Raw genomic sequence first — 17,332 nt, forward strand, 5'->3', positions numbered from 1 at the left:
AGCCCTCCCGATATTCGTGGTTACTGAGTCAGCAAAATAGCGAGGCCGATTGTATTGACGCCGTCGATCCGGCGCGGGAAAACCGGCCAGACACTTGACAATGAGTGTTGCCAACATGCCTGCGCGCTCGCTAGCCTTTCCCCATGAGTGGCAACGGCGCCCTATCGACGGTCAGCACGCATCCCAACGACTACTACTGGCGGGCAGGTATGAACCTGCGCCCCGCACCTGCCCGGCTGCGCTTCGATGCGATGTGGACCCAATCCCGCAGGGACATCCTGGCGCCATGGATGGACTTCCAGGAGATTCCCAGGGAAACGGCGCGTACCCGGCTGCTCGCCGATCACCTCTGGCAGGGCGACGAGCTGATGGATGCGGTCGTGGACCGCATCCGCAAGATGCCTGCGCGCCAGGGACGGGCGATGCTCACCCGGGCCCTTGACCACGGCATCGAATCGATAGAAAACCCGCCGGCAGAGTTTGTCGCGCTGTTCGCGCAGCTCGATAATCCGCCCCCGTGGTACGACCCCGCGCTCTGGGAGCGGGGCCGCCAGCTATGGAACAACTCGTCGTTGGCGGCGAAGTTTGGCATGGGGTTCGGCGACACCTTCGGCACCTTTGTGGGCGACGAAGTCGCCTATGCAACCGGGGCCACCGGAAGATTCGTCAACGACACCCTGCGGAGAAATCTGGAGACCACCGCGTGGTTCCGCAAGATGACCTATCGCGGAGCCCTGGAACGTTTTTCACAACCTTTCAAGGACACCGTCCTGGTTCGGCTGATGCACGCACAAGTGCGCGCCGGGCTCCGGCGCTCCTGGGGCGACGAACAGTTCGCTCACCACGGCAACCCGATCTCCAATTCGATGATGATGGGTGCCGCGATGACCTTCGGGCTCATCCCGCCACTGATCGATCATCAGCACGGGCGCACCCGCAGCATGGCCGACCTTGAAGCAGCAGTGATGTATTGGGCATACATCGCCTACGTATTCGGCGTCGCCGAGGAGCTGATCCCGAAATCCGTGGCCGAGGGCATGGAGACGATGGACTATATGGTCGCCTACGCCGGCGGCCCCTCGGAATGGACCGACGTCATGATGACCGCGGCATTCGGCTTCGTGGACAAGGGAATTGCCGGGCGGATCGGCCGACTGGTGTTCACCCCGGTTCTGGGTGTCGCCGCCTACTACGGCGGCGAGGACCTTGTCCGCGCACTTGTGCGCGCAACTCCCCTACGCGACGCGCGCCTCCAGCCGTGGACCACGATAACCGGCATCGCGGTGCACGCCAATGTCCAGATGCGGCGGCTCACGGACAGGCTGCCGGGCGCCAAACGCCGTGCACAACAACGCAATGGTGAACTGCTGTGGTGGTCCGCGACGGTGATCAATCAGGCACTGGCCAGGCTCGGCGGAATGCGGGATACGTCCTACACCCATCACGACGCGACGGCGGCAACACCGGCCGGATGCCCGGTGCCGCACGCCCCGCGCGTCGGTGCCTAGCTCTGGGCCCCCAGCCAGGTCTTGCCCGGCGACACCATGAACTGGTTGGAGTAACTCGCGTAGTTGCCTCCGCCGGTGCAGTACACATTGTTCTCCGGCGTCGTGGCACAGCGGGTACTACCGAGTTCGATGTAGTTGTTGGCCGGCAACACTCGCTGCGCCTGCCCCGACGAGAACCGCGGCTGCCCAGTGTTATCGAAGTGCGCCGCCGACTCTCCCTTAAACCAGCCAACCTGGTTGGCGCCGCCGGGTGCACCCGGAATGACACCGGTGCATCCGAAGCTGCTGTCCTCCCATATCCCGCAGTCCAGGCCAAACGGCGTCGAAAACCACAGGCCGGGCTTGTCAGCGATACGGAATCCCTCGAAATCCAGCTTGGCGTACTTGCTGGTGTCCGGGTACGGATTCTTCGGAGGGTCCGCCGCAGCAGGCAACGCTGCACCCACCGACATTGCCAAACCTGCCACCGCACCCATCATCGCAAACCATTTCTGCGACATGACTTGCACCTCCCCTATTTCCCAGTATTGCTGCACTATGCATCCTGCATGCAGAACTGCACTTGAAATCATACACAAATTGTTAACTGGAGAAATCATGCGGGCAGATACAGTTACCTTCAGATTTCCCCTTCCGCTCGTACATAGATTCATCTATGGTGAGAGCATGACCGAGAAGGTCTCTCGCCACGACTACTTCACTGCCGCGTTCGAACTACTGGCGGCTGGCGGCAAGCCCGCACTCACCACGACGGCGGTATGCCGCCGAATCGGCGTGACCACGGGCTCGCTGTACCACCACTTCGGCAGTGGGGCGGGCTTCTACCGAGCAGTCATCGATTACTGGGAAAACGACATCACTACCGCGCAGCGCCGCCGCGTGGACGAAGTATCCGATCCGCAGGAACGGCTGGTCGTGCTGGAGCAAGCAGCGCGTGAGGCAGACCATGAGGTGGAGAAGGCCATTCGCGCCTGGGCGATGGCGGACCGCTACGTGACGGCGGCGCAGCACCGCGTGGACCAGGTACGGCATCAACATCTCACCAAGCACTACATCGAAGCCGGCTTCGCTCCGGATCGGGCCGACACGATGGCACGCATTGGTTTCAGCATCTTGATTGGCGCTCAGCAGTTCGGCACCCAGGTAGACCGCAAGCGTCTCAATGCCGCACTCGATGAATACTCCGTCTGGATCAACTCGCTGGTGCCTGCGGAGGCGACCACGTCCCGCTGACCTTGGTGTAGCGAGACATCAGCGCCAGGGCCTGGTCGGGAAAGAGTTCACGGGGGAAGGCTTCACGCATTCCCGGCCGCGCGGAAAACAAAATCCCCACGGCATTGTCGTTCACCACAACGTTCTTGATCTCGGCGTAGTCCCGCAAAACCATCAGCCGAGTGGTCAGAAATGATTGCCCGAGTAAGGCATTCGTCGTCGGGCGCAGTACCCAGAACGTGAATTCTGATGCCCCGAACTCGACACGCTGCACCGTCCCGACAGGTATCGCCTGCATGGACAGCTGGGTACGAGAACGGATTCTCGACGCGATCAGCGCCGCCGCCGCAAGCACAACGATCAGGATCACCACACCGGCGCCAGCCGCCACAAACACGAAGAAGAACGCGACGTACAACACGGCCCCGACGAGCAGAATCCAGACACCCCGGGAACGCGCAACCGTCTGAAGCGCGCCCTTGGCAAGTTTGCCCCGCCCCTCTTCGGTGAGGACAACCTCGGTTCGGATGGGCGGCCCGCTCGCCAGGTCGTGATCGGTCATATCCCTCCCTCGATATCCCCCACAGCGTATCGATCGCAGGGCGCCCCAGCTGGCTTCGGTACGGTGGAATTCGATCCACTCCCAACGACGAGAGGTGTTCCATGCCCACTGTGGTGGCGTTCCTGTATCCCCAGCCCGACAAGCGCGACGAGGTTCGTGCCGCACTCCTGGCGACCATTCCCCAGGTCCACGACGAGGCGGGCTGCAATCTCTACTCCCTGCACGAGGCACACGATCGCTTCGTCTTCGTCGAGTCGTGGGCGAGCAACGAGGCACTCGCAGAGCATGGGAAGGCGCCGGCCGTCACCGCAATGTTCGGCAAGGTAGGACCGCTACTCAGTCAGGCGCCGGAAATCGTTGTCGCCGAAGCGCTTCCCGCAGGTGATCCAGCCAAGGGCGATCTGACCCACTGACATGGGCAAGCTGGATGGCAAGGTCGCGTTCATCACCGGCGCGGCCCGCGGCCAGGGCCGCGCCCACGCGATCAAGCTGGCGTCCGAGGGAGCCAACGTCATCGCGGTGGACATCTGCGCACAGATACCCTCCGTGGAGTACCCGATGGCCACCGCGGAGGATCTCGATCTCACGGTCAAGGAGGTCGATGCCCTGGGGCGTGCCATCTCGGCATACGAAGCCGATGTGCGCGATCGGCAGGCATTGCAAAGCGCCTTCGACGCCGGTGTCCAGGCCCTTGGGCCGGTCGACATCGTGATTGCGAACGCCGGTATCGCCACCCTCACTCCCGAAAGCGGTGAGGATGGCTGGACCGATGTGCTCGATGTCAATCTCACCGGGGTGTATCACACGATCGAGGTGGCCCGGCCGTCGATGGTCGAGCGCGGCGCGGGCGGATCGATCGTGCTGACCAGCTCGGTGGCCGGCCTGACCGGCATGGTGATGAACACCCCCGGTGGTCTGGCCTATACCGCCGCCAAACACGGGCTGGTCGGGCTCATGCGGTCCTATGCCAACATGCTTGCGCCACACAGTATCCGGGTGAACACGATTCATCCGGGCGGTGTCGCGACCCCCATGCTGGTGAACCCGGTGACAGAAGAGCTGTTCGCCAACGGCGCGCCCGAAGGCATGTCCGATACCGGCCATGCCTTGCCGGTGGTTCTCATGCCCGCCGAGGACATGGCCAACGCCGTGGCCTGGCTGGTGTCCGAGGATGCGCGGTACGTCACCGGCGTCGCACTCCCCGTCGATGCCGGGTTCACCAACAGGCGCTAGACATGTCACGGAAAAACCCCGCCGCACAGACTGCGTACGGCCCCATGGCCATCGCAGCCATCGAGCAGCATGAGCCGCCCGGGTCCCGGATCGTCGACGACGACCTGGCGGCCCGAATCCTGCCCACCGCGTCACGATGGTTTGTCCGCCTCACCGCGTGGACGACGCTGCGGAACCTGTTGATCACGCTGGCGGAGAGAAGCGGCCAAGGCGCCTGGTCCATCTTCGTGTGCCGTAAGCGTTACATCGATGATCAGTTGGCCTCGTGGGCAGACATTGCGGAAGCGGTCGTCAATTTAGGTGCGGGAATGGACAGCCGGGGATGCAGACTGTCCCGAACCTCATCGATACCGGTCTTCGAAGTCGATCAGCCGGTGAACATCGCCGCCAAACGACGTGCGATCCAGCAGGCGGTGGGGGTACTACCGCCGTCGGTCCACCTGGTGGCCGTCCACTTCCAGCATGACAATCTGTCCGACGCACTGCTGCGGGCCGGTCACGATCGCACCTCACGCACCTTCTTCATCTGGGAGGGCGTCACGCAGTACCTTTCCGAGCCCGCGGTTCGGGCGACGCTGGACTATCTGAGCACCGCTGCACCAGGCAGTCGCCTCGCCTTCACCTACGTGCAACGCGATTTCATCGACGGTTCGAACCTGTACGGAAACAAACTGCTGTACAAACGTTTTCGGATGCGCAGCCAGGTATGGATGTTCGGCCTCTCCCCCGCCGCGGTGGCGCCACTGCTCGCCGAGTACGGCTGGCGGGTGCTCGAGGATGTCAGCGGCCCCGAATTCCAGACGCGTTATCTGGCACCCGCTGGACGCAGGCTCTCGACCACCGAACTCGAACGGACCGTGCTCGCAGAGAAGTCTTAGTCGACCGTCAGCACGGTCGGCACGATCATGGGCTGGCGGCGATAGGTCTCGCCAACCCATTTGCCCACCACGCGCCGCACCGACTGCGCGATGCGGCCGGTATCGCTGACCGACTGTTCGGCAAGTGAATTCAACTCGGTGATCACCATCTCGGTCACCGGGTCTAGGGCCTTGGCGTCATCGGAGAAGCCGCGTGAGAACAGCTCCGGCCGGCCGACCGGGCGTCCGTTGCTACGCACCACGACGGTGACCGCAATGAATCCGCCATTGCTCAAGACCAGACGCTCGCCGACGGTAGCATCGGATACGTCGCCGTCGACCAGGCCGTGGACAAACATCTTGCCCACCGGAACCCGTCCCGCAATGCGCGCCCGCTCGTTGTGCAGGTCGACGCTCACGCCGTTCTCCGCCAATACGATCCGGTCTTCATCGACACCGGTCTTGACCGCAAGTTCGGCGTTGGCACGCAGATGCCGCCAGGTGCCGTGCACCGGCATGACATTGCGCGGACGTACCGCGTTGTAGAGGTAAAGCAGCTCCCCGGCATAGGCATGTCCTGAAACATGCACCCGCGCATGGGTGTTTGTCACAACCCGGGTGCCCACCTTCGCAAGCGAGTCGATGATGCCGTAGACGGCTTCCTCATTGCCCGGCACCAGCGATGACGACAAGATGACTAAATCGTCAGGAGTCAGGGTGATTTGGCGATGATCGCCACGGGCCATGCGTGAGAGCGCAGCCATTGGCTCGCCCTGTGTGCCGGTGGTAACCATCACAACGCGTTGCGGCGCCAGCTCGTTCGCGGCCTCCACGTTGATGAGGTCGCGGTCCTCGACGTCGAGAAAGCCCAGATCGCGTGCGATACCCATGTTGCGCACCATCGATCGGCCCACGAGCGCGACACGGCGTCCGTGCGCGACCGAGGCATCGATGATCTGTTGCACCCGTGCCACATTGCTGGCGAAACACGCAATGATCACCCGGCCGCGCGCGGTCTCGATGAGCCGGTTCAGGGTGGGAGCGATCTCACTCTCCGATGGACCCACGCCCGGCACCTCGGAGTTCGTGGAGTCGACGAGGAACAGATCGACACCCCGATCACCCAGGCCGGATAGCCCGGGCAAGTCGGTGGGACGCCGGTCCGGAGGCAGCGGATCAAGCTTGATATCGCCGGTATGCAGGATGGTCCCGGCCTCGGTATGTACGGCGATGGCGAGTGCATCGGGAATGGAGTGGTTGACCGCGAAGTACTCGCATTCAAAGGCGCCGTGAGTGGACCGCTCGCCCTCCGTCACCTTGATGAACCGGGGGGTGATGCGGTGCTCGCGGCACTTGGCCTCGACCAACGCGAGGGTGAAAGCCGAACCCACCACTGGGATATCGGGGCGCATCTTGAGCAGGAAGGGGATGGCTCCGATGTGATCCTCGTGCGCATGCGTCAAGACCAGCGCCTCGACATCGTCGAGACGATCCTCGATGTGGCGGATGTCCGGAAGAATCAGGTCCACGCCGGGTTCGTCATGACCAGGGAAAAGCACTCCGCAGTCGATGATCAGGAGGCGCCCACGCAGTTCGAAAACCGTCATGTTGCGGCCGATCTCGCTGATACCGCCGAGTGCGGTGACGCGCAACGCGCCATCGGCGAGCGGACCGGGCGCACGCAGATCTTCGGGTGGCGTTATCGGCACCTACAGCACCCCGGCGGCGCGCATATCCGCGGCCAATCCCTCGATCTGCTCCGGGCTCGGCGGAACGTTGGGCAGGCGGGGATCGCCAACATCGATGCCCTGCAACCGAAGCCCGGCCTTCACTGCTCCCACCGCTCCCAGTCGCCGGCACGCCTCTGTCACGGGCGCGATCTGTGCATTGAGCTTGCGGGCCGTTTCCACGTCGCCTGCGTTGTAGGCAACCAGCAGCTCACGCAACGGTCCGGCGACGAAATGCGATATGACGCTGACGAATCCGACCGCTCCCACCGACAACCAGGGCAGGTTCAGCGGATCGTCGCCCGAGTAGTAGACGAGATCGGTGCCCGCGATGATCTGGGCACCGCCATGCAGGTCCCCCTTGGCATCCTTGACAGCCACGATGTTCGGGTGTGCCGCCAGCTCGCGGATGACGTGGAAGTCGATGGGGATGACCGAGCGCGGCGGAATGTCGTACAAGATGACGGGGACGTTCACCGCATCCGCGACCGCAGTGAAGTGGGCCAGCAGCCCTGCCTGCGAGGGCCGCGAGTAGTAGGGGGTGACGACGAGCAGGCCATCGGCTCCGGCGGCCTCGCACTCACGGGAGAGCTTGATGCTGTGCGCGGTGTCGTAGGTGCCGGACCCGGCGATGATGCGCGCGCGGTCGCCCACCGCGGCCACCACCTCACGCAGCAGGGTCAGCTTTTCGGCGTCGGACGTCACGGGAGACTCTCCGGTGGTGCCGGAGAGCACGAGGCCATCGCACCCGGCGTCGACCAGGTGCGCGGCCAACCGGACCGCGGTGTCGACGTCAAGGGCGCCATCGGCATCGAATGGAGTCACCATCGCGGTGAGCACGGTGCCGAGCCGCGCCACTGTTTCACCTGCTGTCACGGCACGAGAATACCCGCCGCGACCAAGCGGTTATCCCCCGGCGGCTGTGTTGTATCCCTCGGTTCTATCCCTCGTAGACCAGCGGAGAGATCGCGACCTCCGTGCCGTCGGCCAGGGTCGCGATGTCGAAGTCACCAAAGATCGACGGCGCCAGGTCGGTGAGCTGGCGCAGACAAGCAATCGCGAGCCGGCGAATCTCCACGTCGGCATGCTCGCTGGCGCGCATCGCGATGAAGTGGCGCCACGCCCGGTAGTTGCCGGTGACGACGATGCGGGTCTCGGTGGCGTTGGGCAGCACAGACCGGGCAGCCTGTCGCGCCTGCTTACGCCGCAACACGGCATTGGGAACGTCGGCGAGCTTGGATTCCAGCTTGTCCAGCAATTCGACATAGGCAGCACGGCTCGCGTCGGTGGCCTTGCGAACCAGCTCGACCAGCTCCGGGTCGTCCGCGACGGCGGGCGGCAGCACCACATTAGAGTCCGCTTCAGGCACGAAACGCTGGGAAAGCTGCGAGTACGAGAAGTGCCGGTGCCGGATCAGCTCGTGCGTGCAGGACCGGGAGATACCGGTGATGTAGAAGGTGACCGTCGCGTGCTCCAGCAGCGACAGATGCCCCACCTCGATGACGTGACGCAGGTAGCTCTCATTGGTGGCCGTGCGTGGATTGGGCTTGGACCAGCTCTGGTAGCAGGCCCGGCCGGCGAACTCGACGAGTGCCGGGCCACCATCGGCATCGGTGCTCCAGTCGATGTCTTCCGGCGCGATGAAGTCGGTCTTAGCTATCAGCTGCACGCGCAGCGGCACGATCTCAGCCACGCGCAACACCCTATCGGCGGTCACGGCCGGTCAGTCACCAGAGCACTCCCGCCATCATCTCGGCATGCGTTCCGCAACTCCCACCGCTACCTTTGACATGTGCGCATCCTTGAATGGCAAACCGGTGATCGGGCTGAGCTACGGGCGTTCATCCGCCCATACCTCGTAGCCGGGTTCTGGTCGCGGGACGAGGTCGAAGAATCCGTCGCCGAATGGGTCGACGATTCCGGCCAGATCGATCCCGAGGAGGCCGCCGCACTGGTCCACGAGATGTGGAACGAACGGCTGGCCGAGCAGACGACATGGACCGACACCGGCGACTATGGCCGCCTTCACTACACCTTCACTCAGCTGGAATCCGAGGGCATCCTCGCGCGCATGTGCTTCGCCTGCTGCACAACCTGCGCCACCTCCGAGATCGACTTCGAGCGCACCGTCAATCCCAACCCAACCGATTGGTACCGCTACCACCAGTGGGCGTACACCTACTTCCACGAACAAGATGCGCTGCGCCTTGCCTCGGATAATCCGACTCTTTACTTGGGGTTCAGCGCGTTTCGTGCTCACCCCGAGTTACCGGCAGCGCTACTGGAGGCGTACCACCGGAACGACCCGGACGCGCGGGCCGAGGTACACGCACGCACCGATACGTTCGTCGGTCGGCGAATTGTGCAGCTGGCGCAGCATTTCGGCCTGAACACATCGTGGTCGGGCTCGGGAAAGACCAGGATCGAGGTGCACGCCGATCAGTGGCGCAAACCGTTGCCGACCGGTTCCCAGCCGGCGCGATAGATGACACCCTTACGATCGGCCCCGTGAGCTCCTGGACGCTTGGACCCGAAAACGGCACCCTGATCCTGCGCACCGGCGTAGCCGGACCCGCAGCACGGATAGGGCATCGATTGACGCTCACCATGAGGACGTGGACCGTCACGGTCGACGGCCCCGATGACCAGCCGTCGTCGGCCAGTGTCGTCATCGAGGTGGACTCACTGCAGGTCGAAAGTGGCGAAGGTGGACTGACACCACTTTCGGCACCCGAGAAGATCATCGTGCGATCCAATGCGCTGAAGACTCTGAACGCCAAACGTTTTCCCCTCATCGAGTTCCACGCGGAGACGATCACCAAAAAGACCGCGAACTACCGCATGCATGGTCCGCTGACGATCCATGGCGTGACGCAGAGTGTCGAGCTGGACCTCGCGGTGACCGAGGACGGCGACGACCAGCTGCTGCACCTCACCACTGAGATATCGCAGCGGGCGTACCAGGTGAAGCCGTTCTCGATGGCGATGGGATCTCTGAAGGTCGCCGACCCCGTCACCGTGTCGTTCGAAGCGCGCCGCCCAGCGCGCCGCCCAGCGCTCTGACCAAGTCGCCGCGCCTGCCGACAGCGACGGAATCCAGACCCAGCCACGACGCCATACCGGTCAGCTGTGCGGCAAGCGGCCCCGCGATGCGCGCTGGGTCCTGTCCCTGCTCGGCGAACGCACCGATGACATTGAGTGTCCCGGCTGCACGGTCGGCCTTCAGATCGACCCTGCCGACCAGATGCCCGTCGAGCAGAAACGGCCAGACGTAGTAGCCGTACTGCCGCTTGGGTGCCGGCGTGTAGATCTCGATGCGATAGTGAAAGTCGAAGAGCCGCTCGACCCTGGGACGGAAGAAGATCAGCGGATCGAACGGGCACAACAACGCCGTGCCCCGGTCGGCACGTGGAATCGTCTGCCCGGCAGCCAGATACGCTGGCGCGCTCCAGCCCTCGACGGTTACCCTCTCGACTTCCCCCGCATCCGCGAGCGCGGCCAGTGCCGGTTTGATCTGCCCCGCCGAGAGCCGGAAGTAGTCACGGATATCGGCCTCGGTTCCCATGCCCAGCGCACGCACCGCGCGGCGTGCCAGTTCCAGTACGGCCTCCTCATCGGAGATTTCGCGTTGGTAGATGTCGGCAGGAATCACCTTGTGCGCCAGCTGATAATGCCGCGAGAATCCGACGCGCTTGTCGGTGGTCAGCTCGCCCGAAGAGAACAAGGCTTCCGCGATCCATTTGGTCTCACTGCGATCCCACCATGGGCCCTTGCGGCCCGGCGCTTCCTTTTCCAGGTGCGCCTCGATCTGACCGGCGGTACAGGGCCCGAGTTCGGCGACGGCGGCCAGCACCTCATCAACAAGGCCCGGGTTCTCCTCGACGAACTTTCGCGCCCATCGCCCGTGCCGGTACTCGCGCATGCGCCAGCGCATCAGCGGCCAGTCCTGGATGGACATCAGCGCCGCCTCGTGCGCCCAATACTCAATGAGCAGCCGAGGCGTACGCGCGCTGTGGCTCCAGGCGGCGTCATCAAGAAGTGAGCGGTCGTAGGGCCCGAGCCTGCTGAACACCGGGGCATAGTGGGCACGCACCGCCACGGATACCGAATCCAGTTGTAGTACCTGAATTCTGGAGATGAGTTTACGCAAGTGAGCACGGGTGACCGAAGTCGCGGGCACGTCGGTGAAGCCCTGCGCCGCAATCGCGATGCGACGCGCCTGCACGATGCTCAGCCCCGCCCGGCTCACCGGGCTCCCACGAGGCGGGCCAACCAATCGGCGTCGGACGGGTCGACCATCTCCCCCGAACTGTCAATGACGCCGGGGACACCGCCCAGGCCGTGGTCCGTCAGCTGCTGCTCATTGCCCGCCGTCCGCTGCCGATCGGCATCGGTGACCTGAAGAGACGAAATCTCGTGCAAGACATCGCCCGTCACTCCGGCACCGGCGGCAATCTCGCCGATCTGCAGATTGGTGAGGTTCCCCACGCCTTCGACCGGTTGCCTCCGGAACATCTCCCCGATGAAGCCCAGGATCACGGCATCGGCCGCACCCGCCTTGTCGATCAGGAACAGCGCGGCCGACGCCCGCGATGAGTAGTCACCGCTGGCCGAGATCGGGTCCAGAAAGCTCACCGGCCTATAGGTCACCTGCAAGCGCCCCTCGGTGACGTACTTCGTGATCTCCTCGCCGTACTCGGCTTCGAATCGCTGACAGAACGGGCATTGGAAGTCGACGAACACCGTGATCCCGGCTGCGACATCGCCCGCGCCGCCCACCGTCACACCGGCGCCTTGGCTACTGCCCCAGCCTGCGGCGGCAGCGGGGGCCGACGCGGTTCCGTCAACGACGCGGGTACAGCCGGTAAGTGCCAGCACCGCGGCGGCCATCACGATGACCACTCGGAGGAGCGCAGGCCTCACACGTCGACCTTCCGGTAACTCAGGAACTGGTATCGCAACCCGGATTCACTTGTCTGCCAATCATTTCCCTCTGCCAACCAGCTCTCGTCGAGCTCCGGAGCAAGGGCATCACCCGGCACATCGGCGTCCACCACCGTCACTTCGCATCGCTGCGCCAGGGGCAGGAACAGCCGGTAGATCTCGCCGCCTCCGATGACCCACGGCGCCTCATCGGAGGCGGCCAGCGCGGCGTCGGCACACCCGACGGCCAACGCTCCGTCCGGTTCGAACAACGCATCCCGGGTCAGCACGATGTTGGGCCGCCCCGGCAACGGCCGGACACTGGAGGGCAGCGACTCCCAGGTCTTGCGGCCCATGATCACCGTGTGCCCCATAGTGATTCGCTTGAAGCGTGCTTGATCCTCCGGCAGCCGCCACGGGATGGCGCCATCCGCACCGATGACGCCGTCGCGGGATTGTGCCCAGATCAGCCCGATGGTCCCCGTCATACCGCGACAGGCGCCTTGATGGCCGGATGGTGCTGATAGTTCTCGACCGTGACATCTTCATATTCGTAGTCGAATATCGAATCACGCTGCGCCAGAACGAGCCGGGGATACGGATACGGATCGCGACTGAGCTGCTCGGTGACCTGCTCGATGTGATTGTCGTAGATATGGCAGTCGCCACCGGTCCACACGAAATCGCCCACGCCCAGCCCTGCTTGCGCCGCCATCATATGGGTGAGCAGTGCATAGCTGGCGATGTTGAACGGAACGCCGAGAAACAGGTCGGCACTGCGCTGATACAGCTGACAGCTCAGCTTGCCGTCGGCAACATAGAACTGAAAGAACGCGTGACACGGCGGCAACGCCATCTGCGGGATCTCGCCCACGTTCCAGGCCGAGACGATGTTGCGGCGCGAATCGGGGTCGGTGCGCAGCAGGTCGAGCGCGGCACTGATCTGGTCGATGTGCTCACCCGAGGGGGTGGGCCACGATCGCCACTGCACCCCGTACACCGGACCCAGCTCCCCCGTCTCCGATGCCCACTCATCCCAGATGGTGACCCCGCGCTCTTGGAGCCAGCGGACGTTGGATTCGCCGCGCAGGAACCACAGCAGCTCGTAGATCACCGACTTCAGATGGACTCGCTTGGTGGTGATCAAGGGGAAGCCCTCGTCCAGGCGGTAGCGCAGCTGGTGGCCGAAGACGCTGCGGGTGCCGGTGCCGGTGCGATCCGACTTCGGCGTGCCCTGGTCGAGCACGAGACGCAACAGATCCTCGTAAGGAGTGGGAACGGGCACGCAGCTAGCTTACGGTGCGGCCATGACGATCCCCGGCCTCCGACGCACGGAGAGCGCCGCCTGCGCAGCGCCCTTTACCGGTTCGCGAGCCCGTGGACCCGCGCGACGATATCTGTGCGCAGCGCGGCCGCCTGGTCGTCGGTGAGCGACGCCTCGGGAAATTTGCACACGATGGTGAACTCATCGCCGATCGAGTAGACCTCATAGCGGGACGCCTGCGGCGCGAGCACTCCGCCCGCGATGGTGGCCGGTGGCGTGGTCAGCTGGGCGTCGAAGTCTTCCAGGATCACGTCCTGCGGCAAGGGCGGGATGGGCAGCACACCGGGGTTGGTAATCCGGATGAACGGTCCAAAACCGCCCGTCAAAACGCCGTCAGCGATGTGGTGCACGCTTTGCACAAGAAAACCCGTGTCAATGTCCTCATGAATTTGACGCGCCACCTCAGCGCCGATCTGCACGGGATCGTCATTCCCGCGAATCAAGACTTGGCTTCGCGCGATCATGATTCCGTTGGCGATCTCACCGAGCTCGGCGGGCGGCGTCAGATGGCGGCGATAGTCGACGAGCGATTCGAAGCCCAGGTTCACCGGCTCGTCGGTGTCCACAAAGATCAACGCGCGCTCCGCGAGCGCGATCACACCGGTAATCAGTGTGTTCACGGTGGTCTGACGGTGCCGCGCCGCGGTCCGCAATGCGGCGGAGGTCTCCGGATCGAAGCGCTGCTTCCATCCCAGCACGGGGGCTGAGGCGGTGGAAGATTCTTGCTGCCGGCCACCCCAGGACGTAGCACCGAACCAATGTTTGTCCGGGAGAGCGGTGCGCATGAGCCCCCGGCTCTCCATCGCGGACTCCGGCGCCACAGGAATTGGTTGGCGCGGTGGATGTGGAATCTCACCTGTCGTGACGATCTGGGTATAGAGCTCCCACAGTTCGTAGAAGTAGACATAGCTCAGGCGCGCATCGGCGATCGAATGATCGACTCCTACCGCGACGGCGTGACCCGCTTGCCTGGGATGCACCAGGATCGCGAAGGTTCCGTCGTCGAGCGACAACACCGGAAGTGTCGCGACATCGTCCAGCGGCTCAGTCTGCAGAGTCACCACGTCCCTTACGGGCTCGGTGGTGACCCGAAAACGGCGGCCGACCGGGTCGACTCGGGCCGCGAGAAACGGATGCTTGTGCTGCAAAGCCGTTGCCGCCGCACGCAGTGCGGATACATCCAGATCGCCCCGCAACCAGGCCACATACCAAATGGTTGTGTACTTGCGCAGATGGTTCAATTCCGATTCCGCCACCGAGAGCATCCGGTGAATATCGACAGTGTCGGTCGCGCGTATCGTGGCGTTCAAGGCTGTTTCCGATTTCATGTGGGCTGAATAGATAAGCCACAATCTATGTCCATTGCGTGGATGCCCGGCGCCACCAGAGATTCCATTCGATTAACATCGCGTAATCTCTAAAATCCGAGATAACAGACTATATCGAATATGACAGATTCGAATTTGCCACGGAATTATCAGAGTGCGTTATGACGAACCCCGGGACCGGAGACTCAACCTGCCGCTCAGTCCGTGCAGCGAACGCAATAGCGAGCGCAGCGCGTAGAAACCGGCCACCAGCGTAAGCGCCAGCATGACCAGGAACATGACCAGCCAGTTGCTCCGGGTGTGTTCGACGTTCCACCAGATCACCGTGAACAGAACAGCACCGACAAACACCAAAACGTCGCGCCAACCACCGCCGTAAGAGAGCGCGGCCTCACGCAGCGACCGGCCGCGATCGGTGCTCGCGATCAGATCGTCGATCCGCTGATCAATCGTGCGTTGAAACGCGGCCCGACGTTCGGTCTGCTCTTGCGGGATGCGGTCGAGCAGATCGAAATCCTTGGCGATCAACGACCGGAAATCCGGCGGCTTGAGATTGCCTGCGACAGCACCCAGCAGGGCACCCCCGGCGATAGGTGCGGCTCCCAGGGCAAGTTCGGCAAGTCCGGGCATGCCAGTCTCCTCAATGCATCAAGATCGCGGCGAGCGTGCCGCCAAGGTTATAGGCCTGCTCGCGCACGGATGCGTCGATCGGCCCGACCACCTCAAGCGCATCGGCCGCTTTCTCCAGTGTGAGCCCGGTCGCGATCTTGTCCACCGCCGACACTGCACCGACTGTGTCGTTGTTGCCGTGCACCCATAGTCCGTAGGGACGTGTGGCGACATGATCCAGGCTCGGGTAGTAGACGGTGTCGAAGAAATGTTTGAGGGCACCGGACATGTATCCGAAATTCGCGGTAGTGCCGAACAGGTAACCGTCAGCATCCAACATGTCGGTAATCGTGGCGGCAAGAGCGGGCCTGATCACGACCTCAACTCCGGAGATGTCAGGGTCCTTCACGCCCGCCAACACCGCTTCCAGCAGTTCTCGCGTGGCCGGCGACGGCGTGTGATGAACGATCAGCAGACGACTCATCCTGCCCCGTCCTGCTGCATCTGCACGGCGGTGCGCATCGTCTCGCGGGCGCGGCCCCGATCCCCCGCATAGTCATATGCGCGCGCCAGCCGATACCACCCCACCCAGTCGTCGGGTTCGGCCTCAACCTCAGCTTTGACCGTCGCGAAGAGGGCGTCGGCATCCTCGCGATTGACGCGCCCTGATGGAGTCCTGCGCAGAGCACTTACATCGAGATCGCGTCCCAACTCCGAGGCCAGACCCGCGAGCCGTTGATGCGCGAACCCCGCGCGCAGGGTGGCGACCATCGCCCATAGGCCGATGAACGGAAGGATAAGCACGGCAAGACCCAGGCCGATCGCCGCCGGTTTCCCGGTGCCGATCAATGTGACGCCCATCCGGCCCAGGATCAGGAAGTACCCGACCATCGCCGCGCACATGAACGCGATGAGGATCTTGACCCGGGCTGCGGCGGACACTACAGCTCCAGCAGGGGCTCGATGCCGATCGTGAGGCCAGGCCGGGCGGCGACATTGCGCACGGCCAGCAGCACACCCGGCGCGAACGACGACCGGTCGATGCTGTCGTGGCGGATGGTCAATGTCTCGCCGGTGGTTCCGAACAACACTTCCTGATGGGCGACGAGTCCGGCGACACGCACCGCATGCACCCGCACCCCATCGACATCGGCGCCACGCGCCCCCTCGATACCCGTGCTGGTGGCATCGGGGCTCGGCGGCAATCCCTTGCGGGCCTCGGCGATCAGTCGTGCGGTGCGCGTGGCCGTTCCCGACGGAGCGTCCGCCTTGTTGGGGTGGTGCAGCTCGATGACCTCGACCGACTCGAAGAATCGGGCGGCCTGCTGAGCGAACTTCATCGACAGAACGGCGCCGATCGCGAAGTTCGGAGCGATGAGCACCGCCGTGCCCGGGCTGTCGGCCAGCCAGGCCCGCACCTGATCCAAGCGTTCGTCGGTGAAACCCGTGGTACCGACAACGGCATGAATACCGTTGCTTATCAAGAACTTCAGATTGTCCATGACGACATCGGGATGGGTGAAGTCGATGACGACGCGGGCCGCGGTGAGCGCCTCCAGCGGGTCGTCTTTGTCGACGGCGGCCACCAGGTCAAGATCCCCGGCGGCCTCAACGGCCTGACACATGGCCTGGCCAACCTTGCCCTGCGCTCCGAGCACTCCGGTCGCGATATTAGTCACGCCGGTCACCCTAATCCCCGGTGCCGGGAGGGCACAGAGGACGCCCGACTACGAGAGGCAAAGTCACCCGCCCGGGCAATGGCGATGTTGCCGCACCAAGGAAAGTTCACCAGGACGACACCGGGCGTCTACCCGAGCTACGCTACGTCTATCAGTCGATCGATTTGCCAGGCGATGATGTCAACTCCTGGTTGAGCCTTTTTTTGATCGGGTAATCGACTGTAATTTTCCTCAGTCGAGCAACCAACTGTGACGGTGGTCACGACTCTGGCAACCATTTGCCGGGGTCACGCAACGCTCTCAGGTTCCTCTCAGAAACATATCTCTAGCTGCGATACCTCCAGTTTGAGGCCCGCACTGGTACTCTGAA

Annotated in this window: 21 protein-coding genes; 7 read left to right on the plus strand and 14 right to left on the minus strand. The window is 63.7% G+C overall.

The genetic code is table 11. The features are described 5' to 3' along the window. Positions 1-143: 143 nt before the first annotated feature. Complete coding sequence (locus tag RHO23_RS10800; protein ID WP_064409117.1) at positions 144-1,508, plus strand: oxygenase MpaB family protein; 1,365 nt, start codon at positions 144-146, stop codon at positions 1,506-1,508. Here RHO23_RS10800 and RHO23_RS10805 read toward each other — a convergent pair. Continuing rightward, positions 1,505-2,008, minus strand: coding sequence for a hypothetical protein (locus tag RHO23_RS10805; RefSeq protein ID WP_070917459.1), 504 nt, complete (start codon positions 2,006-2,008; stop codon positions 1,505-1,507). The two genes, RHO23_RS10800 and RHO23_RS10805, sit on opposite strands and share 4 nt — an antisense overlap. A 166-nt stretch (positions 2,009-2,174) precedes the next feature. Here RHO23_RS10805 and RHO23_RS10810 point away from each other — a divergent pair, with 166 nt between their 5' ends. Beyond that, complete coding sequence (locus tag RHO23_RS10810; RefSeq protein WP_030093872.1) at positions 2,175-2,741, plus strand: TetR/AcrR family transcriptional regulator; 567 nt, start codon at positions 2,175-2,177, stop codon at positions 2,739-2,741. Here RHO23_RS10810 and RHO23_RS10815 read toward each other — a convergent pair. Beyond that, positions 2,701-3,282 (minus strand): hypothetical protein, encoded by a 582-nt coding sequence (locus tag RHO23_RS10815; RefSeq protein WP_423489060.1) that lies wholly within the window; start codon positions 3,280-3,282, stop codon positions 2,701-2,703. The genes RHO23_RS10810 and RHO23_RS10815 overlap by 41 nt on opposite strands. A 101-nt stretch (positions 3,283-3,383) precedes the next feature. On the opposite strand from RHO23_RS10815, the gene RHO23_RS10820 reads away from it, so the two are divergent. From RHO23_RS10820 to RHO23_RS10830, 3 genes are read left to right on the plus strand one after another with little or no spacing between them, the layout of a single operon-like run. Continuing rightward, positions 3,384-3,695, plus strand: a complete 312-nt coding sequence (locus tag RHO23_RS10820; protein ID WP_423489061.1) for a putative quinol monooxygenase — start codon at positions 3,384-3,386, stop codon at positions 3,693-3,695. A gap of 1 nt (position 3,696) precedes the next feature. After that, complete coding sequence (locus RHO23_RS10825; protein WP_423489062.1) at positions 3,697-4,515, plus strand: mycofactocin-coupled SDR family oxidoreductase; 819 nt, start codon at positions 3,697-3,699, stop codon at positions 4,513-4,515. Between the two features lie 2 nt (positions 4,516-4,517). After that, positions 4,518-5,393, plus strand: a complete 876-nt coding sequence (locus tag RHO23_RS10830; protein ID WP_423489063.1) for an SAM-dependent methyltransferase — start codon at positions 4,518-4,520, stop codon at positions 5,391-5,393. Here RHO23_RS10830 and RHO23_RS10835 read toward each other — a convergent pair. The 3 genes from RHO23_RS10835 to thyX all read right to left on the minus strand — a co-directional run bounded on the left by RHO23_RS10835 (position 5,390) and on the right by thyX (position 8,792). After that, complete coding sequence (locus RHO23_RS10835) at positions 5,390-7,081, minus strand: ribonuclease J (protein WP_064409122.1); 1,692 nt, start codon at positions 7,079-7,081, stop codon at positions 5,390-5,392. The two genes, RHO23_RS10830 and RHO23_RS10835, sit on opposite strands and share 4 nt — an antisense overlap. Further along, complete coding sequence (gene dapA, locus RHO23_RS10840) at positions 7,082-7,957, minus strand: 4-hydroxy-tetrahydrodipicolinate synthase (protein WP_075874262.1); 876 nt, start codon at positions 7,955-7,957, stop codon at positions 7,082-7,084. Positions 7,958-8,039: 82 nt separating this feature from the next. Then, complete coding sequence (gene thyX / locus RHO23_RS10845; protein WP_030093879.1) at positions 8,040-8,792, minus strand: FAD-dependent thymidylate synthase; 753 nt, start codon at positions 8,790-8,792, stop codon at positions 8,040-8,042. A gap of 99 nt (positions 8,793-8,891) precedes the next feature. On the opposite strand from thyX, the gene RHO23_RS10850 reads away from it, so the two are divergent. Then, positions 8,892-9,584 carry a DUF6891 domain-containing protein gene (locus tag RHO23_RS10850; RefSeq protein WP_423489064.1) on the plus strand — a complete coding sequence of 231 codons (693 nt, stop codon included), beginning with the start codon at positions 8,892-8,894 and terminating at the stop codon, positions 9,582-9,584. Positions 9,585-9,607: 23 nt separating this feature from the next. Continuing rightward, entirely contained in the window at positions 9,608-10,162 is a 555-nt protein-coding gene (locus RHO23_RS10855) for a YceI family protein (protein WP_423489065.1), read from the plus strand. On the opposite strand, the gene RHO23_RS10860 is transcribed toward RHO23_RS10855, so the two are convergent. The 9 genes from RHO23_RS10860 to dapB all read right to left on the minus strand — a co-directional run bounded on the left by RHO23_RS10860 (position 10,113) and on the right by dapB (position 16,908). After that, on the minus strand, positions 10,113-11,333 hold the full coding sequence (locus RHO23_RS10860) for a winged helix-turn-helix domain-containing protein (protein ID WP_423489211.1): 1,221 nt from the start codon (positions 11,331-11,333) through the stop codon (positions 10,113-10,115). The two genes, RHO23_RS10855 and RHO23_RS10860, sit on opposite strands and share 50 nt — an antisense overlap. 11 nt (positions 11,334-11,344) lie before the next feature. Then, a complete protein-coding gene (locus RHO23_RS10865) occupies positions 11,345-11,989 on the minus strand; it encodes a DsbA family protein (RefSeq protein WP_070918694.1) in 645 nt (214 codons plus the stop codon). A gap of 29 nt (positions 11,990-12,018) precedes the next feature. Next, entirely contained in the window at positions 12,019-12,510 is a 492-nt protein-coding gene (locus RHO23_RS10870; protein WP_030093884.1) for a dihydrofolate reductase, read from the minus strand. Further along, entirely contained in the window at positions 12,507-13,307 is an 801-nt protein-coding gene (locus tag RHO23_RS10875; protein ID WP_030093885.1) for a thymidylate synthase, read from the minus strand. Before RHO23_RS10875 ends, RHO23_RS10870 begins: the two co-directional genes overlap by 4 nt. Before the next feature lie 74 nt (positions 13,308-13,381). Continuing rightward, positions 13,382-14,656, minus strand: a complete 1,275-nt coding sequence (locus RHO23_RS10880; protein WP_423489212.1) for a phthiocerol/phthiodiolone dimycocerosyl transferase family protein — start codon at positions 14,654-14,656, stop codon at positions 13,382-13,384. A 177-nt stretch (positions 14,657-14,833) separates the two neighbouring features. Continuing rightward, the gene (locus RHO23_RS10885) at positions 14,834-15,304 is read right to left on the minus strand and encodes a hypothetical protein (RefSeq protein ID WP_064409126.1); all 471 of its coding nucleotides are present in this window, start codon (positions 15,302-15,304) and stop codon (positions 14,834-14,836) included. A 10-nt stretch (positions 15,305-15,314) separates the two neighbouring features. Next, on the minus strand, positions 15,315-15,767 hold the full coding sequence (locus tag RHO23_RS10890) for a flavodoxin family protein (protein ID WP_070921544.1): 453 nt from the start codon (positions 15,765-15,767) through the stop codon (positions 15,315-15,317). Further along, complete coding sequence (locus RHO23_RS10895; RefSeq protein ID WP_064409128.1) at positions 15,764-16,225, minus strand: hypothetical protein; 462 nt, start codon at positions 16,223-16,225, stop codon at positions 15,764-15,766. The genes RHO23_RS10890 and RHO23_RS10895 overlap by 4 nt, the downstream gene beginning before the upstream one ends. Continuing rightward, the gene (dapB, locus tag RHO23_RS10900; protein ID WP_070921609.1) at positions 16,225-16,908 is read right to left on the minus strand and encodes a 4-hydroxy-tetrahydrodipicolinate reductase; all 684 of its coding nucleotides are present in this window, start codon (positions 16,906-16,908) and stop codon (positions 16,225-16,227) included. Before dapB ends, RHO23_RS10895 begins: the two co-directional genes overlap by 1 nt. Positions 16,909-17,332: the final 424 nt, after the last annotated feature.

Origin of the sequence: Mycobacteroides sp. PCS013, assembly GCF_049532645.1 — a bacterium.
Classification (GTDB): Bacteria; Actinomycetota; Actinomycetes; order Mycobacteriales; family Mycobacteriaceae; genus Mycobacterium; species Mycobacterium gwanakae.

What these genes read in the sequence shown, in the direction of transcription:
- RHO23_RS10870 (WP_030093884.1), bottom strand. Translation starts at nt 12,510, where the DNA reads ATGACGGGGACCATCGGGCTGATCTGGGCACAATCCCGCGACGGCGTC.
- dapB (WP_070921609.1), bottom strand. Translation starts at nt 16,908, where the DNA reads ATGTGTCAGGCCGTTGAGGCCGCCGGGGATCTTGACCTGGTGGCCGCC.
- RHO23_RS10830 (WP_423489063.1), top strand. Translation starts at nt 4,518, where the DNA reads ATGTCACGGAAAAACCCCGCCGCACAGACTGCGTACGGCCCCATGGCC.
- RHO23_RS10805 (WP_070917459.1), bottom strand. Translation starts at nt 2,008, where the DNA reads ATGTCGCAGAAATGGTTTGCGATGATGGGTGCGGTGGCAGGTTTGGCA.
- RHO23_RS10885 (WP_064409126.1), bottom strand. Translation starts at nt 15,304, where the DNA reads ATGCCCGGACTTGCCGAACTTGCCCTGGGAGCCGCACCTATCGCCGGG.
- RHO23_RS10825 (WP_423489062.1), top strand. Translation starts at nt 3,697, where the DNA reads ATGGGCAAGCTGGATGGCAAGGTCGCGTTCATCACCGGCGCGGCCCGC.
- RHO23_RS10810 (WP_030093872.1), top strand. Translation starts at nt 2,175, where the DNA reads ATGACCGAGAAGGTCTCTCGCCACGACTACTTCACTGCCGCGTTCGAA.
- RHO23_RS10815 (WP_423489060.1), bottom strand. Translation starts at nt 3,282, where the DNA reads ATGACCGATCACGACCTGGCGAGCGGGCCGCCCATCCGAACCGAGGTT.
- RHO23_RS10800 (WP_064409117.1), top strand. Translation starts at nt 144, where the DNA reads ATGAGTGGCAACGGCGCCCTATCGACGGTCAGCACGCATCCCAACGAC.
- RHO23_RS10820 (WP_423489061.1), top strand. Translation starts at nt 3,384, where the DNA reads ATGCCCACTGTGGTGGCGTTCCTGTATCCCCAGCCCGACAAGCGCGAC.
- RHO23_RS10890 (WP_070921544.1), bottom strand. Translation starts at nt 15,767, where the DNA reads ATGAGTCGTCTGCTGATCGTTCATCACACGCCGTCGCCGGCCACGCGA.
- RHO23_RS10865 (WP_070918694.1), bottom strand. Translation starts at nt 11,989, where the DNA reads ATGGCCGCCGCGGTGCTGGCACTTACCGGCTGTACCCGCGTCGTTGAC.